Source organism: Salinisphaera sp. G21_0, assembly GCF_017744115.1.
GTDB lineage: Bacteria > Pseudomonadota > Gammaproteobacteria > Pseudomonadales > Endozoicomonadaceae > Endozoicomonas.
This window is the reverse complement of record NZ_JAGHQW010000001.1, coordinates 1-17,757: the sequence shown is the minus strand read 5'-3', so window position 1 is coordinate 17,757 and position 17,757 is coordinate 1. Positions and strand designations below refer to the sequence as shown.

Genomic DNA, 17,757 nt, shown 5'->3' with positions numbered 1-17,757 from the left:
TATCGCTGGCTGTGCAGGGATATTACTGAGGAAAGATAAAAATCTGGTAGTCGGTACTGGACTTGAACCAGCGACCCCCACCATGTCAAGGTGGTGCTCTACCAACTGAGCTAACCGACTGAATTGCCGCGCATATTATCAATACTTCTAAAAAATGCAATACCTTTGCCGCAACAATTTCAGCAGAAAATGCTGCGGCAATGTTTCAGGAACTGCTCACGGGACCGGAACAATTATTCTGAAACAAAGCACCACTTGCAACCCGCTCAAACCAGGAAAAAAGCCAGATCATCACCGGAAAGCCAGTCAGATTAAACTCACAGCTATGGTAGCGATGAAGTAATTTCCTCTTTCACAGGTGCAAAGTCTTCTTTCTTTAACTCTGGCAATGGCCGCACCTTACACTCAAGACCATGGTCTTTTAACACCTGGCACAAAGTATCAAAGCGGGAATCCACTTCATGGAGATGATCCAGCATGGCCGAGATGGCATGGGCGGTAGGGTCAGGCATTTCAGATGTGACGGCATAGGCATCAAACCCCATTTTCTCCGCCATCTTTTCCGCATTGGCATGACGGCGCTCACCGCTGCCATCCGCCACCTCCGGCTTCTTTACAATCCTGCCGGGAATACCAACCACGGTTGCCCCCGGTGGCACTGCACGCACAACCACCGCATTTGATCCAACCCTGGCTCCCTCTCCGACCACAAATGGTCCAAGCACTTTTGCGCCAGCTCCCACAACAACGCCATTAGCCAACGTCGGGTGCCGCTTACCCTGGTTAGCCGGATGCTCCTTGCCCTTATTGGGAGAAGTACCTCCCAGCGTCACACCATGATAAAGGGTGACATCATCGTGTATGACCGCCGTTTCACCAATAACAACCCCCATACCATGATCGATAAAAAAGCGTCGACCAATGGTAGCGCCCGGATGTATCTCAATACCGGTTAACCAGCGATTAAATGTTGACAGCATGCGCCCCAGCCAGAAAAACCCCGACGTCCAGAGTTTGTGCGACACCCTGTGCAGCAATAACGCGTGCAACCCGGGGTAGTTGGTCACCACCTCAAACGTGTTCCGAGCCGCCGGATCCCGGTCCATAACTGTTTTAATATCTTCTTTTATTCGCTCAAACATGGTCTGCGCCTGTCTGTTATTATCCCTGCCCTGCTCATTCTGTTTCTTTCGAGGCAAGACATCGCTGGGTTTCTGACAGAACCCCCCGAAGAATACTCAGCTCAACACGATCCGGACGAACCCGCCCATAAAGGCGACGCAATTTGGCCATAATCTTCTCGTGGCTGCTGTGATCGAGAAAACCAATCTCCAGCAACACCTGGTACAGATGATCATAGTAACGCTCCATATCCTCCATATTTGCCAACTCATGACTGCGGGGCTCGGGCATCTCAAGGGCATCGGCACTGAGCAACTGCATCATCCGCAACTCGTAACAGAGTACCTGTACCGCCGCCCCGAGGTTGAGAGAGCTGAATTCTTCATTGGTTGGGATATGCACCTGCAGATGACAGCGTCGCAACTGTTCATTGGTCAGGCCTTTATCTTCCCGGCCAAAAATCAGGGCGACCTTATGGGTCACTGCTTCGTCAATAATACTCCGGGCGCATGTTCGGGGGTCCACCAGCGGGAGAGAAACACCTCTTACCCTGGCGCTGGTACCCACCACAAACTGACAATCCGCCAGAGCCTCATCCAATGTTGCACAAACCCTGGCATTTCTCAGGAGATCGTCAGCGCCAGAAGCCAACGCTGTTGCAGTGCCGGATGGAAAGTCATCCGGCGCGACCAGACATAACTGGCTTAACCCCATGGTTTTCATGGCACGGGCGGCAGCCCCGATGTTACCGGGATGGGAAGGATTGACCAGCACTATGGAAATGTTCTCGGAAAAATTATCGAGCACCGCAGGAATCTCTAGCTTCATCATGTAGTATCAGCCAGTCAGTGTACTCAAATTACGGCCAATGCCAAGCTTATAGTAAAACTACCGACAGGCAGACACACATACTCCATTGCAAGTTAAAGTGCATCCTGTCAAAATGCGCCCCCACTTTTTCGTGAAAATGTTGCCACTCTCTGAAAGACAGTCATTTTCACAGCCCAGGATACAATCGGTTCGTTGAATCCGGTACAATCCCTTTCCCAAACGATCTTTCACATTTCAGATGTAATTAAGCCTATGCAACCGATGGTTAATATGGCGCTGCGTGCAGCACGCCAGGCTGGCGAAATCATAGCCCGCGCCTACAAAGATCTCGATCACGTTAATATCGAATTCAAAAGCCGTAACGACTTTGTAACTGAGGTTGACAAGGCTGCTGAGAAGGCCATTATCGCCTCTCTGAGCAAAACCTACCCTGACCATGGCTTCTACGGTGAAGAAAGCGGACACCGTGAAGGCAAGGGTGAAGGTAAAGATTACCTCTGGATCATCGACCCGCTTGACGGCACCACCAACTTCATCAATGGCATCCCTCATTTTGCGGTTTCCATTGCGGTTCAATACCGCGGACGCCTTGAACACGCCGTTATTCTCGACCCGCTCAAAGAGGAAGAATACTGTGCCAGCCGTGGCCACGGTGCCATCCTGAACAGCAAACGCATTCGCGTTGGCAACCGGAGAAATCTGGATGGCGCACTGATCGGTACCGGCATCCCATTCATGAGCCCGGGCATCAACCACCTGGACAGCTACCTGAACATGATGAGAAGCCTGCTGGGGGATACTGCTGGTATCCGTCGCGCTGGCTCTGCAGCTCTTGACCTGGCTTATGTGGCTGCCGGTCGTCTGGATGCGTTCTGGGAAATCGGCCTGCAGGACTACGATATGGCAGCAGGCGTACTGATGATTCAGGAAGCTGGCGGACTGGTTGGTGACTTCAAAGGTGGCCACACCTACATGAAGAACAACCAGATCGTTGCCGGTAACAGCGGCTGTTTCAAAGAGGTGTTGAAGCGCATAAGACCTTTCGTAACTGAAGGTATGTTTCGCTACTGAACCCTGCCCATAATCCCTATCTGTAATTGAAAGCAGAGTGAGGCTAAGTCGCCTCACTTTTCTTGATATCCGTTACTCAACCATCGTCCTGAACACCAGATGTACGGGAAACAGACGGGGAAGAAAATCAGCCCCTCCCTCTTCATCTTCATCTTCGTCCTCTGTCGCCGTGACCAGCGTGAGCAATTTTCCTTCTCCCACCCCCCGCAGAGATTGCTTGGTATGGGCATCCAGCACAGATACCATGGCGCGGTCATAGAACGTACCATCGTAATTAATCATGGTATCAAAATCGTCAACAATCACCGCATAATGACAATCCGGCCTGGCCTGATGATTGCGCCGCTCAGCAAAAACATCATTCAGCGGCCTGGTGCGATCCCTGGATTTGACCACATCGGCGGCCGACACGTAGCTGCAAAACGCACCAAACTCATGGTTCGCCAGGGCAGCCAGTGTTGATTTACCGCTACCCGGAGGCCCTATGATAAGGATACGCATGGTAGAGCAGGAATCATCCTGCTTAAAATCAGCCAGTGTCATCTTAAGCTCACTGACCATTTCTGGTGAATAACCCTCATAGTCGAAGGTTTTCCCCGCCAGGGACATGAAATTACTTTTCCCAAACTGCGGCTGAACCCGGGCAAAAGCCCATTTGAAATCAGCCATACTGACATCCAGTGTCGCTAATTGACTGAGCGCCTGAGGACAAAAAAAAGTGTCACTCTCTGCCAACCCCTGCCCCCTGCGCAGAGCCGATTGCATGGCCTTCTCCACCAGGGATCCAAGTTCAGCACCACTGAAGCCGACGGTATTTTTCGCCAGCTCTTCAAGAGAGACATCCGGATTCAACATCCCGCCATCCGACAGATTCCTGGTCTGAATCTTTAAAATCTGAAGACGCTGGTCGCCTTCTGGCAAATTAAACTTCATCTGCATATCCATGCGCCCGGGGCGCATCACGGCCGGGTCAATCAGGTCTGGCCGATTGGTTGTGCCGAACACAATCAGGCCACTTTGCACATTAACGCCATCCATGCAGGTCAAAAACTGATTAACGACTTTATCCCCGATGCCATTATCGCCCGCCCTCCCCCTGGCCGGTAGCATCGAATCAATTTCGTCAATTAACACCAGACGAAGACTCTGTTTATTTTCCAGGCCGTCATCCGAAAAAATCGCCCTGACGCGCTGCTCAGACTCACCGACATACTTGGTAAAAACCTCCGGCCCGGAAATGATTTGGGTCGATACAGTAAAGCCGTTCTCCCTGAGCAAGGACTCAATAACCCGGATAAACAGCGTCTTGCCCGTACCCGGAGGCCCCGAAAGAATCCCCCCCCTGGTAAGTTGACATTTCATGGTATTTTTCAGCTTATCCGGCACTAGTCGTGGACTGATAAACGCATCTATAAACTGTCGAATGGCCTCATTCGCACCACCAATACCGTAAGCTTCACCATTGTAGTCAAACTTTTCCGCAAGCTTCTTGATATCTATGGCCGCAGGAATATCAGTAATGTTCAGTTTTTTTCTTAAACTGGCATTGACGGTAATACTCGAAACCCGGGCATCCCTGGCCAGCAGGCCAACAGTAGACTCCCGGACATCTCCAGAGGATCTGAGCGTTACACTGGCAACCAAAAAATGGTCACCATCCTTGAATAAATAGGATCGGGAGTCCTGCAGTGGACAACCGGAACGGTGACACATTCGCAGAAATGCCCCTGAAATAGCCTGCCAGGTCTTAATTACTGGCTCGCGCCCACCGGGGCCCCGGGGAGCACTTTTGACAGTCGTGAGAAGCTGAATATGGAGCGCCACTGAATCCCAGCAGTCATCAGTGACAACCACTGGCGTTAAATCAATCGTCATCTCAGAGGAAGGCAGTTGGCAGTTACTTCTCATCACCTGCGTTAAATAGGCTGTTTCAGGCGCAACATCATTTCGTTTCAATACTTTTACCACCTGGGTGGAGCCATTTCTGCCATTCAAACACGCATAGGTAGAATCAAGTGGTGTTCCATTTGCCACAATCACACTGTTCGGTTCTGGCCCGGAAAGCCATACGTCCCTGTACCTGTCGGTGTTTAATCTGCTACCACCGTCTGTTGTTGCTGCCTCAATGCCTCCACTCAGTTTAGCCTCAAACTTATCCGACAATATCGGCATAATGCTGTCATGACGCCTGAGACGGTCACCACCCTCCCCGATACAATCCTCCTGCGGTCGTCCAAATAGCACCTCCCGATCTTTCATGTATTGTAAATATTGCGAAGCAGAGCCTTGTGAAGGACTAACAGAGCGGCTATCAAAAGAACCATCTGCACCTCCCTGGGCACCCGAATCAGTTTCGCGATGGTTAACGGTTACATCATGACGAAATGGATGAAAATTATTTCCCGTAAACATAGCAACCTCTTTAATTGGTATTCAGGATGCCCTGCCTTGCAGGAAATTTACTATAGACCAAAAAAAACCGGCAAAATTGCCGGTTTTTAACCTCTTCAACCCGATGCGTTATGGCATCTGCTCAGAGTCTTCATTTTCCTTCACCGGAACAATCAGATCTTCCCTGCTGATCCTCATGTAGATCAGCATATTGGAAGCGATATAGATGGAGGAGTAAGTACCAACACCCACCCCCACAATCAATGCAAGGGCAAAGTTATGAATCATTTCGCCACCGAACAGGAACAAGGCCAGCAACACCATCAAGGTGGTACCGGAAGTGGCCAATGTACGACCCAGGGTCTGGGTCAATGACACATTGATCACCTCATCGGCATCCCCTTTTCTCAGCTTGCGGAAATTCTCACGGATTCGATCATAAACAATAATAGTGTCGTTCAGTGAGTAACCAATCACTGCAAGCAGCGCCGCCATCACCGTCAGGTCAAACTGCAGCCCTAACAGGGCAAACAGGCCCAGGGTGAAAATCACATCGTGAGCCAGCGACAGAATCGCACCAACCGAGAACTTGAACTGGAAGCGGAAAGCGATGTAGAGCGTAATCAGCAACATGGCGAACAGCATACCAAGGCCGCCCTGCTCCCTCAGCCTCTCACCCACCTGAGGCCCGACAAACTCAACGCGCACAGCCTCAACATTACCGTCATAGTTCTGCCCCAGAAGACCGGCAACTGATGCCCCCATTTTCGGATCATCACCGGGAATACGAACCAGAATATCCTCGGCGGAACCAAACTCCTGAACGACAACGTTGTCATAACCGGCGGTTGCCAGCTGATCACGGATATCAGCCGTTTTCACCGGCTGATCATACACCAGCTCAATCAGCGTACCACCGGTAAAATCCAGCCCCCAGTTAATCCCCTTAACCGCAAGAGCACCAACAGAGCCCAGCATTAACAACAGCGACAGCACCGAAGCGTAGGAGCGCAGCCGCATGAAATTGATGACTTTCAAATCATTCATCACTGCCACCTCAAATATACAGTTTCTTCAGGTTACGACCGCCATGGGTCAGGTTAACCAGAGCACGTGTCAGAACAATGGCTGTGAACATAGACGTCAGAATACCGATACACAGGGTGACCGCAAAACCTTTGATTGGCCCGGTTCCTACGGCAAACAGGATGATCCCCACCAGCAGCGTGGTGATATTGCCGTCGAAGATTGAGACAAACGCCCGGTCAAAACCGTCATGGATCGCCCGCTGAACCGGCCGACCACCGCGAATCTCTTCCCGAATACGGGAAAAAATCAGCACATTGGCATCCACCGCCATCCCCAGCGTCAACACAATACCGGCGATACCCGGCATCGTCAGTGTGGCACCAAACAGGCTCATCACCGCTATCAGCAGCACCAGATTCATGGCCAGGGCAAGATTCGCCAGCACGCCAAACACCCGGTAAACCACAACCATAAAGATCAGCAACAGAATCAGACCGATAACGGTAGAATGAATACCCATCTGGATATTCTCCGCACCAAGGCTTGGACCCACCGTTCTTTCCTCAGCGAAATACATCGGAGCAGCCAGGGAACCCGCTCTCAACAACAACGCCAGCTCAGAAGCCTCGGCAGTGGAGTTCAGGCCGGTAATACGGAACTGATTACCCAACGCACTCTGAATGGTGGCCAGGCTGATAATACTCTCTTCCTGCTGAAAACCCGGAATCGTTTCCTTAACCTGCTTACCGTCGACTGTTTTGGTGACCACTTTGGTCACAGGCTTCTGCTCAATAAAGATAACCGCCATGGCACGCCCCACGTTATTACGGGTAGCACGGTTCATTACAGCACCGCCATGACTGTCCAGATTGATATTAACCTGTGGCTGACCGGTCTGGGCATCAAAGTTGGACTGGGCGCTGGACACCTGGTCACCGGTAATAATGATATCCCGCTCAAGATCCACCGCAGGACGACGGGCATCCCGGAAACTGAACGACTCAGTGCTGGCCCTGGAAGCATTGGGCAGCGCTTCAAGGCGGAACTGCAGGTTGGCAGTCTTACCCAGAATACGCTTGGCTTCTGCCGTATCCTGAACACCGGGCAACTCAACAACGATACCGTTACGACCCTGACGCTGAACCAATGGCTCGGACACACCCAACTCATTGACACGGTTACGGACCGTGGTCAGGTTCTGACGCACCGCATAATCTTCAATCTCTTTAATGGCCGTTTCAGAGTAGCGATAAGAAAGCACAGGGCGACCATTAACGTCAGCGTTCTCAACCGTCAAATCAGGAAAATCTGTGCTGATCAGGCGGGCTGCCTGGTCACGGGATGACACGTCATTAAATGCCAGCTGTCGTGCTCCATCGACACGCTCAGGCATGGTGCGATAGCGAAGCTTTTCTTTACGAAGGGAAGTTCGAATTTCTGAGGTGGCAATATCCATTTTCAGCTGCAGGGCTTTCGCCGTGTCCACCTCCAGCAGGAAGTGAACACCACCTGACAGGTCAAGCCCGAGCTTCATGGGGTAGGCCCCGATAGAAGTTAACCATTCCGGCGTCGTCTGGGCCAGATTGATGGCCACAATATAGTCATCCCCAAGCGCTTCTTTGATCAGCGATTTCGACAACTGCTGCTGATCGGCACGGTTCAGACGAATCAGCAATGCCTTGTCGTCAAGTTCAACAGACTTGATATCAACATTGGCCGCTGCCAGAGCCTTTTCAGCACGTTGCTGAACGCGCTCATCCATCACTCTGGACGAACTGGCACCAGTCACCTGCACTGCCGGGTCTGCGGGGTAAAGATTGGGAAGGGCATAAATAAACCCGAGACCTACGATGACCAGAATCAGCAGGTACTTCCACAATGGATAGCGATTGAGCATGGCTCACCGGTTCCTGATTTAATAGTGATGCGCAACAGCGGCATTGTTATACGGCCTATGCCGGGAAAGTCTTTTCCGGCATAGGCCTATGGCACAGTCCATTTGGTAAAAGAAAGCAGCCAAAAAAGGCTGCTTTTCTAAAAGTTACTTGATGGCCTTGATGGTACCTTTGGGCAGGGTAGCGGCCACAGAACCTTTCTGGAAGTTCAGTTCCATATTGTCGGCAACCTGCAGGGTCACAAACTCGTCCGTTACATTGCTGACTTTGCCAAGAATACCGCCAGTGGTAACCACCTCATCACCCTTGGCCAGACCGGCAATCAGGTTTTTGTGCTCTTTGGCACGCTTGCTCTGGGGGCGCCAGATCAGCAGCCAGAAGATCAGCACAAAACCACCCAGCATCACCAGCTGACCGATCATACCCGGCCCAGCTGCCGCAGCAGCCGCACCACCTTCTGCAGCAGCGTGTGCCTGACTGATGAAAGGAATCATTCCAATACTCCTAATCGTATTATTACCGTTGACGCAGCAATTTACCTGAAAAACAACCAGTCCGGAACCCACCCTTGCGCCGAAAGCGGGCAAAAGCGGTGGCAGAGTCCAATTCCAAAAGCATCAATCCCAGGAGCCTGTCCGGATTTACATGAACAGACTGTTAGTTGGGACTATCCAGAAAATATCAACCCCAGTCAGGCACATCCTGCCCACGCCTGCGATAGAACTCGGCAACAAACGCTTCCAGCTTACCTTCTTCGATAGCGCCTCTCAGACCGGCCATCACTCGCTGGTAATAGCGCAGGTTATGGATGGTGTTCAGCATGGAGCCGAGAATCTCACCACACTTATCCAGATGATGCAGATATGAGCGACTGAAATTCTGGCAAGTATAGCAATCACAATGCGCTTCCAGCGGACGCTCGTCCATCTTGTGAACCGAGTTGCGGATCTTGATCACCCCTTCATCGACAAACAGGTGACCATTGCGGGCGTTACGGGTTGGCATAACACAGTCGAACATATCGACACCACGACGAACCGCCTCGACAATATCCTCCGGCTTGCCAACACCCATCAGGTAACGGGGATGGGTCCCGGGAATTTTATGGGTGATATGGGAGAGAATACGCATCATATCCTCTTTGCTTTCACCCACGGAAAGACCGCCAATGGCATAACCATCAAAGCCAATCTCTGTCAGACCTGCAAGGGACACATCACGTAACTCTTCAAACATGCCCCCCTGGATAATGCCAAACAGGGCAGAAGGACTTTCACCGTGAGCCGCTTTGGAGCGAGCCGCCCAACGCAGAGAAAGCTCCATAGAGGTACGCGCCTGCTCTTCATTAGCATCACCCGGCGTACACTCATCAAAAATCATCACGATGTCCGAACCCAGCTCACGCTGAACCTGCATGGAAATCTCCGGGTTCAGGAACACCCTGGAACCATCCACCGGAGACTGGAAAGAAACGCCCTCTTCGGTAATTTTGCGCAACTTGCCCAGACTGAAAACCTGAAAGCCACCGGAGTCCGTCAGAATCGGACCGTGCCACTGGTTAAAGTCGTGCAGGTCGCCATGCTTCTGAATAATTTCGGTGCCCGGACGCAGCATCAAATGAAAGGTATTACCCAGAATAATTTCTGCACCGATCTCTTTAATATCCCTTGGCAACATGCCTTTTACCGTGCCATAGGTTCCCACCGGCATAAAGCATGGTGTTTCAACCGTGCCACGGGGAAAGGTCAGCCGACCACGACGGGCTTTGCCATCGGTAGCCAGCTGCTCAAACTGCATAAAGCATTCTCTTGTCATGAATGTTGTATAGCTCTTGGTAAAACACAAGCTGTGAACCACAAAGACACCAAGGCACAAAGAAAGGGCTTTCCTGTGTGCTGTGAAAAAACAAAAAAACCTTTGTGTCTTTGTGTCTTTGTGCCTTTGTGGTTCCCTTCTTTTATATCTCTTGCCGTACCATTCTCAGTCAGCCTTACGGGTCAGCAACATGGCATCGCCATAACTGAAGAAACGGTACTTTTGCTCAACGGCTTCTTTATAGGCAGCCAGCACATTTTCCCGACCGGCAAAAGCACTGACCAGCATTAACAAGGTGGATTGCGGCAGATGAAAATTGGTCACCATCAAATCCACACTGCGAAACTCATAACCCGGATAAATAAAGATGCTGGAATCCCCCTGGAACGGGGCAATCTCACCGGATGCCGAGGCCGACTCAAGGCTGCGCACCGACGTGGTACCAACCGCAACAACACGGTTACCCCTGGCTCGGGTTTCCCGCACCGCCTGACAGACAGCTTCAGAAACTTCGATATACTCCGCGTGCATCACATGATCTTCAATCTTTTCAACCCGAACCGGCTGATACGTTCCTGAGCCCACATGAAGCGTCACAAATACTTTCTGAACGCCTTTGGCCTCAAGACGCGCCAGCAATGCTTCATCAAAATGGAGCCCTGCCGTTGGTGCCGCCACCGCGCCATCCTTTGCTGCAAACACCGTTTGATAGCGCAGACGATCACTATCACCATCTTCACGATCAATATAAGGTGGCAATGGCATATGGCCGTGTTCCAGCAGCAGCGGTAAAACCGATGTTTCAAACCGGAGAATAAACAAAAAATCCTGACGCCCTTCCACAACAACACGCACCGCACCATCTGCCAGCAATAACACAGTGCCCGGCTTTGGCGACTTGCTGGCCCTAACCTGGGCCAGCGCCAGGTTATCCTCCACCACTCGCTCAATCAGCACCTCAATTTTGCCACCCGTCTCTTTCTGACCATACAAACGGGCCGGAATCACCCGGGTATTATTCAGCACCAACAGATCACCGGGCTCAAGCAGACTTTCTATATCAGAAAACTGTTGATGCCGAACCTCACCACTGTTGCCATCAAGGCACAGAAGGCGGCTACCGGTACGATCCTCTGCAGGAAACCGGGCAATCTGCTCATCGGGCAGATCAAAATCAAAATCACTGACTTGCATGGACAATCCGGTGGTTAATGTCGTCATTCCCAAAAGCAGCCCACGCCACTTATGGGAAAAAACACAGAAAAACCAGTCATATTAAAAAAGCACCGAAGGATACTGCAAAACGAAGGAAGTGTCAGGAGGGCTATCCCATGCCACGTTACGGACTTAACTTACTTTTTTGCTCCCACTGTTCAATAACTGCTTGATCTCAATAATCTCTTTGATATACTTCGCCGCACTTGAGCAAGCGCCACTTCGCCAGCCAGACTCAGCTTTTCATTCAATGAGAAAAGTTTTGAAATCAGCGAACAGATGACATAAGCTCAGCCTTATCAAATGCCAGTGTGATGGAATTGGTAGACATGACGGATTCAAAATCCGTTGCCTTTGCGGGCGTGTCGGTTCGAGTCCGACCACTGGTACCAATTTTAAGAAGCTCCAGCCTAGTAATATCAAGGCCTGGAGCTTTTTTTATGCCTGTCATTTTTTAGGTGTCACCAGTGTGTCACAATGCCGAAAATGTCACAAAGGTGTCACAGGTGTGCAGGCTGAATTCTGTCTGACAACCCGCACCGCTTATAGAGTTTACCCACCTTTCCCTTTCTGTGGAATTACACTCAACTGATACAAAGCTGCACACCGTGCAATGGGTAAATCCTGTGTGACACCCAGTAACAGGGCTGTCTGGCTACCCTTCTGCACATCGCAAAAAGTTGCACAAAAATGGAGCAAAAAGCGCGAAGGCGGGGCGAGGAGGAGTGATTTTTTCAGGTTGGTTGGTTTTTCAGCGCGGTGGGTCGCGTGGTTGGTGGGTTGTACGGCTTTTGGCGTGGGTTGATTGGTTCTATTGATTCAGGCTGTTACTCTGATACGGCGATTGGCGTATATTATTTCCTAACTGCCCGGTGTGAAGGCTGGGTTAAATAAGAATGAAATCTGGAAAAGGATTATGGCTTGGGTGTTGATGATTGTCGGTGTGTTGCTGGCTCTGGTTGCTCTGATTGGTATCAGAAAAAATAAAGGACACCCAAAAATTTGACTATTCGGCCACACTGTCTATTTTTCTTCTGGAGCCTCTTAAGGGCATTAAGGAAATCTACCCAGTAACCCAAAAAAATGACATGACGACCGCCCGAAAAAACCTCATAGATCCAGCCAGTACGCCCTACTACCACTGCATGGCACGCTGTGTTCGCAGAGCCTTCCTATGCGGCAAAGACAATTTCTCAGGCAAAAACTTTGAGCATCGCAGGCAGTGGGTGGTTGATCGGTTGAAAGCGCTTTCTGGTATTTTTGCTCTGGAAGTCTGTGCTTATGCGGTGATGTCGAATCATTATCATGTGGTGCTCCATATCAATAGTCAGCAAGCCAAAAAATGGGACACCAAAGAAGTCTTACAACGCTGGACGCAGCTGTTTTCTGGCCCGCACCTGGTTCAGCGTTATCTTGCCGGCGACCAGCCAGGCAAAGCAGAGCTGCTGCGCGTCGAAGAATATGCTCAGGAGTACCTAGGTCGTTTAATGGATATCAGCTGGTTCATGCGCTGTCTCAACGAATACTTAGCCCGGCTGGCCAATAAAGAGGATGAGTGCAAAGGACGCTTTTGGGAAGGTCGTTACAAAAGTCAGGCCCTGTTAGATGAGGCAGCATTGCTGACTTGCATGGCCTATGTCGACTTAAACCCCATCCGGGCAAAAATTGCCGCAACGCTGGAAACCTCAGAACATACCTCTATTAAAGAGCGCATTGAGTCATACGACAGCGCAAACGGAAAAAAACAAAAGGCGCACTTGAAACCGTTAAAAGCTCAGGGTCAAAACCCTGAACAGGCGATTCCATACCCACTCAGTAGCTACTTTGAACTGGTTGACTGGTCTGGCCGAATTGTCCGCAAAGGCAAACGTGGTCGTATAACTGACGATGTGCCACCTATCCTGGAGCGTTTGGGTATTGACCCACATGAATGGCTGGAGACTATGCGCTGGAAGAATCGTTTTCACCGCGCAGTCGGCAAGCTGGCTTCACTGAAGGCTTATGCAGAAAGTACCGGAAAATGCTGGGTTCATGGTATGTCTGTGAGTGGTGATCTCTATCCTGCCTGATCAACGCATTTTCATTTACTTTAATGTGGCCAGCGTTTTCTGAGTGCTCTTTCTTATATTGTCTCGATAGTGACTTCTATCTGGCTGTTGCTGAGTACTTTTTATACTCTTCTTTCTTGGTATTAATGAGAATTTGTTAAAATGATCAATACTATCATTTAAAAAAATGAATAAATGACGTACTCTCTTCACTTTTTAAAAACTGGGTGTCCTTTTTTTTATTTATTTTATTTTACTTTTTATTATGCACTTTTTATTACGTTTTTATTACGGCAAAGAGCACGAAGAAGAGCTTTTCTTTTCCTTTGTGCTCTTTGTGACCTTTGTGGTTCCAATTCAAGACCCACAACACGTAACAACAACCCGTCAGCGACAGTCACTACGAGCCAGAGAACGAGGGATACAACTTGCAAGGTGGGTTCCGTACAATCCCTGTACGGAATGACAGCGGAGTAAAGTAACTGGTTTTCTGCCATGAATTCCTTAACTAGATTCGCCAAAAACCAAACTCACCAGTTTTGACATGTCCAGTTTATCCTGAAGTCCGTGTACTGCTGCCAACCCCGCTATTTCATCTAAAGCCCGACGGGGGTAAAATCTGTCTGGATAACCATGTCTTTCCTCACCACCGTGGTCTAACGTTTTCAAATGGACGTTGAATGTGATACCGAACTTGCCAGTAGTATTTGACTTATCAATTTTATAAATCAACTTCTCTTCATGGAGTATCTCAAGCAGCCTGTAAAGCTCATTACCCAATTCATTATCGGGCAGAAAATGAGTTGCATTTTTATGGGTAACTTCCAGCATCCGTCCACTTTTCAATTGGACAGGTGCAGTGGCATCGATACCCACAACAATGCGGCCTGCTCCCTCGTATCCTGGCAAGTCTCTTCTGCTGCGAAAGACTACCAGAGGTAGATAATTGATTGCCGTATACTCTTCTGCAAGCTTTGCGGATAAGTCATGGCCTTGATTCCGGTAGTAAACTGAACATTCCCGGCAAACCTGGACCCCTTGATACGGCAGAGAATCTTTTTTGGGTGTTGATTCACCGCAGACGCCGCAATCAATCACCTTTTTACCACCACTTGGGAATTGTCCCTCAATGACTTCCTCTTTTTGCCACGGAGACAGGGCGTCACGGAGAAAAAGATTTGTTCGAGACAGACTCTTTTCCTCTGGCGCTGAAACGTCAGGCATAAATCTGGTTGATTGGCCTGTGCCCGATCCAAAATAAGGGGAGGTTCTTTTTGGGATGGCACCACCCACTCCTACAGTGTCTGAAGTACTGGCAGGGAAGGCACCCAAACGCGTCCTCCCCGAGGGTAGACTTAAGGAATCAGACCTGTTCAGACTCTTGAAAGTCCGAATAAAATTTTCGTATACATCCAGATCAGTCTTACCTTGCCAACCCACAAGGATCAATTCGGGCACTTTGGTTAAACGCTTTATACGGGGATCCTTATAAGCCCCATGGAGAGCAACGGCCATATCAGAACCATTGCCACGAAAAATATTACAGCCTATAAAACAACTGACAATGGTATTGCTACCGTGATTACTGCTTGAAAGGAGTAGAGAAACAAACGCCTTGGTGAAATCCTTCTGATACCTTTGCAGTTCTGAGTGTGTTTTCCTCCCTGCATCAGAACTGTTAACACTCACGTCATATTCACCCTTATTCGGGGCAACCACGTTATGAATATGCTGGCAATGAAGCAAGCCAAACTTGGGGTCAGTGGCATAACTGTGGGGTCCGGTGGTATAACAGATACCAGTTTGAACCGGTGCATTGCCATGAGTAGCCTGGTTAAATGTATCACCAAGCTCATTTGAAAACCGTAGGGCGATACCTCCGCCATGACTCATGTTCCTATTTGCGGCATTAACCAGATCAAAGGGTATGCCCTGTTTCGAGAGTTCCCTGGCATAACCGAACATACCATTATCAGGGTTCATCACTATTGCCAGCTGACCAGGAATCAGCACGCTTGACCTGTTGTCACCACTGCCTGTGCTGGTTGCCGTGTCAATTTCCATGGCCCCGGGGCTGGTGGGCGTTGTCACGTTGCGTACCGGTAGACTTGATGCGGGGGTTGACGCATACCACTGATCGTCAAAGGCTATGCACGCTTTTATATCGGCAGCCTCAGAGGACCTGCCCACCAGAATCAGCTCTGGTGGCTGCCTGCCTGTTAATGCAAAGTCATCCCGGGCTGCCAGAACCGCTTTTGCCAATGCTGTTCCCGAGCCACTGGCACGACCACAACCGAGCAAAGGACAGAAAATCCGGTCCAGGCCTCTGCGATAAGCCTCAATAAAAACCTCGAAAACAGCCTTTTTAAGCATTGCCTCAAACGACCTGTGGCCTGATATAGGAACCAATACATTGTGAACCGTCTGGCAGTTACTTAATTCAGGGGGTTTGAATGCACTGACAAAGTCAAAAGTGAGACATTCCCCAAAATTTATTTGAGGTTGCCGGGACGCCCAATGATGATATTGACCGCCATGACCTCCAAGCCTGCTTGTGATTGCCTCTGCAATACCTCTGTCCAACTTCATGTACTGGTCGACGGAGCTCACAATACCGTAGGCTTTTTCACCATTTTTACGTCCGGCCCATGCCAATAACCCCTCATGGCAAGTAACCAGTGTTACCCTGCCACCAGGTAGTGTTTTTTCAGTAACAGACGCTAAATTATGGTAATTCACTGGCAGTTCATGTTTCGAGACAGTGGTTTTGCCAATGATATGTTCCAGGGTTGGGTACTTTGTCAATTCTACCAGCAGGCGCTTGTTATCAATTGAATCAACCGTCCGACCACAGACAAATTGATTATTTTTATTAATACCACATTTCTGCAATTCGAGAGGGCCATAATTGCAAACCTGATCACAGAAATTTCTAATGGCACCATACATTTCAGCCTCCTTAAAATATTGCTGCGTGGGCCTTTATTTAATTGTACAAGCAAACAAATCAACCACAGACCCATAACTATTTTTTACCTGGGAGGCTGTCCGAGAATAGGCTGCCCTACACGGCAACTGCTCCTGCGTTGCTCTAGCTCCTGCATCCATGCAGTTGCGATAAATTGGTCTAAAAATTCCTTCTTCTTCGTCAAATAGCCCCGCTATTCTCCTCAGAATCAGAAATTTTTAGCCTCAATTTCTCGCAATCCTCGCTACGGGCGCTATTCTCGAACAGCCTCAAAGATAGTTTTAATAGACTGAAATTTAGGAACATAGCTCCAAAACAGGTGATGGAAAAACAGACTGCTCCACTGGCTAACCGGAAGAAGCGCCTGCCCGGGCAGCACCAAGAATGGCAATAAATAGCTGAATATTACATTCAATCAGCATCGGCAGGTAAATTTTCCCGACCCTGAGCTGCCTCGACATCCCTTGTACCCATAACCCGTTTACAGGCACCTAGACAACACACTCCTGCTGCGTATACCACTAAACCGGCCATGCCGCCATAGACGACGTTGGTTTCTGTCTCAAGGTCATCTAGCCCCAGCCCAATGGACCGGGAATAGAGAAGAGCACCGCCCACACCACCGCCAACCAGCAACAGATAGCCACCCACTATCGCGACCGTAGAACTCAGGCGACTATTCACACAACCACTCACACAACCACTAACACAACAACGCCGCCCAAATGCAGTTGCTCTCGCTGTCAGGTTAGCCGGACGATCAGGTGAGCCTGACACCGTTTCAATGGCACCATAGGCTTGGGTAGCCTGTGGATATACGACACCTCCAGAAGTACCATTCACCGACCAGTCACCTCGTGATTTCACCGCCAAATGCCTGTGGGACGCTGTCAGACATTTCCCACACCCCGGGATTCCACACGGTTAAAGCGAATTTATGCCCCTGGAATTGTCATGGCAAAGGGGGCTATCAGATTTTCTCAATATATTTTAGACAGCCTAAAGATTGGAAAGTTCCGGTGTGACATTATCTGTCAGCAGACTATTAATAAACTTTTCCCAGTCGAAATCGGGCTTAGCGTGTAATACTCTTTTATAAAGAGTTGCATCCCCTCTAGAAATACTAGAAATAAGATAGAAATAAAGATAGAAATAAAGGACACCCAAAAATTTGACTAATCGGCCACACTGTCTATTTTTCTTCTGGAGCCTCTTAAGGGCATTAAGGAAATCTACCCAGTAACCAAAAAAATGACATGACGACCGCCCGAAAAAACCTCATAGATCCAGCCAGTACGCCCTACTACCACTGCATGGCACGCTGTGTTCGCAGGGCCTTCCTATGCGGCAAAGACAATTTCTCAGGCAAAAA

General features: G+C 49.6%; 12 protein-coding genes, 2 tRNA genes and 1 pseudogene. 4 read left to right on the top strand and 11 right to left on the bottom strand.

Annotated features, from left to right (window positions below; all coding sequences use genetic code 11):
* Positions 1 to 44: 44 nt before the first annotated feature.
* From J7439_RS00070 to J7439_RS00060, 3 genes are all read right to left on the bottom strand, one after another.
* Positions 45 to 120, bottom strand: a tRNA-Val gene (locus tag J7439_RS00070).
* A gap of 203 nt (positions 121 to 323) precedes the next feature.
* Positions 324 to 1,142: a serine O-acetyltransferase gene (cysE, locus tag J7439_RS00065; protein WP_286196282.1), complete on the bottom strand. Its 819-nt coding sequence runs from the start codon at positions 1,140 to 1,142 to the stop codon at positions 324 to 326.
* 34 nt (positions 1,143 to 1,176) lie between these two features.
* Entirely contained in the window at positions 1,177 to 1,953 is a 777-nt protein-coding gene (locus J7439_RS00060; protein ID WP_286198110.1) for an RNA methyltransferase, read from the bottom strand.
* 252 nt (positions 1,954 to 2,205) lie between these two features.
* On the opposite strand from J7439_RS00060, the gene J7439_RS00055 reads away from it, so the two are divergent.
* A complete protein-coding gene (locus J7439_RS00055; RefSeq protein WP_209199583.1) occupies positions 2,206 to 3,024 on the top strand; it encodes an inositol monophosphatase family protein in 819 nt (272 codons plus the stop codon).
* Between the two features lie 72 nt (positions 3,025 to 3,096).
* Here the strand turns inward: J7439_RS00055 and J7439_RS00050 are convergent, their stop codons facing one another.
* The 6 genes from J7439_RS00050 to queA all read right to left on the bottom strand — a co-directional run bounded on the left by J7439_RS00050 (position 3,097) and on the right by queA (position 11,348).
* A complete protein-coding gene (locus J7439_RS00050; RefSeq protein ID WP_209199582.1) occupies positions 3,097 to 5,436 on the bottom strand; it encodes an AAA family ATPase in 2,340 nt (779 codons plus the stop codon).
* A gap of 108 nt (positions 5,437 to 5,544) precedes the next feature.
* Entirely contained in the window at positions 5,545 to 6,462 is a 918-nt protein-coding gene (gene secF / locus J7439_RS00045) for a protein translocase subunit SecF (RefSeq protein ID WP_101746270.1), read from the bottom strand.
* A gap of 10 nt (positions 6,463 to 6,472) precedes the next feature.
* Complete coding sequence (gene secD, locus J7439_RS00040) at positions 6,473 to 8,341, bottom strand: protein translocase subunit SecD (RefSeq protein ID WP_209199581.1); 1,869 nt, start codon at positions 8,339 to 8,341, stop codon at positions 6,473 to 6,475.
* A 144-nt stretch (positions 8,342 to 8,485) separates the two neighbouring features.
* Entirely contained in the window at positions 8,486 to 8,833 is a 348-nt protein-coding gene (gene yajC, locus J7439_RS00035) for a preprotein translocase subunit YajC (protein WP_101746272.1), read from the bottom strand.
* Between the two features lie 187 nt (positions 8,834 to 9,020).
* Positions 9,021 to 10,136, bottom strand: a complete 1,116-nt coding sequence (gene tgt / locus J7439_RS00030; protein ID WP_209199580.1) for a tRNA guanosine(34) transglycosylase Tgt — start codon at positions 10,134 to 10,136, stop codon at positions 9,021 to 9,023.
* A gap of 183 nt (positions 10,137 to 10,319) precedes the next feature.
* Complete coding sequence (gene queA, locus J7439_RS00025; RefSeq protein ID WP_209199815.1) at positions 10,320 to 11,348, bottom strand: tRNA preQ1(34) S-adenosylmethionine ribosyltransferase-isomerase QueA; 1,029 nt, start codon at positions 11,346 to 11,348, stop codon at positions 10,320 to 10,322.
* 326 nt (positions 11,349 to 11,674) lie between these two features.
* Between queA and J7439_RS00020 the strand changes: the two genes are divergently transcribed.
* Together J7439_RS00020 and J7439_RS00015 are read left to right on the top strand one after the other, a co-directional pair.
* Positions 11,675 to 11,761: transfer RNA gene (locus tag J7439_RS00020), tRNA-Leu, on the top strand.
* A 696-nt stretch (positions 11,762 to 12,457) separates the two neighbouring features.
* Positions 12,458 to 13,438, top strand: a complete 981-nt coding sequence (locus J7439_RS00015; protein ID WP_209199579.1) for a transposase — start codon at positions 12,458 to 12,460, stop codon at positions 13,436 to 13,438.
* Positions 13,439 to 13,921: 483 nt separating this feature from the next.
* Here the strand turns inward: J7439_RS00015 and J7439_RS00010 are convergent, their stop codons facing one another.
* Both J7439_RS00010 and J7439_RS00005 read right to left on the bottom strand, forming a co-directional pair.
* A complete protein-coding gene (locus tag J7439_RS00010; protein ID WP_209199578.1) occupies positions 13,922 to 16,366 on the bottom strand; it encodes a macro domain-containing protein in 2,445 nt (814 codons plus the stop codon).
* Positions 16,367 to 16,796: 430 nt separating this feature from the next.
* Positions 16,797 to 17,252: a hypothetical protein gene (locus J7439_RS00005; RefSeq protein WP_209199577.1), complete on the bottom strand. Its 456-nt coding sequence runs from the start codon at positions 17,250 to 17,252 to the stop codon at positions 16,797 to 16,799.
* Positions 17,253 to 17,641: 389 nt separating this feature from the next.
* On the opposite strand from J7439_RS00005, the pseudogene J7439_RS26830 reads away from it, so the two are divergent.
* Positions 17,642 to 17,757, top strand: a pseudogene (locus tag J7439_RS26830) (transposase); the annotation flags it as partial.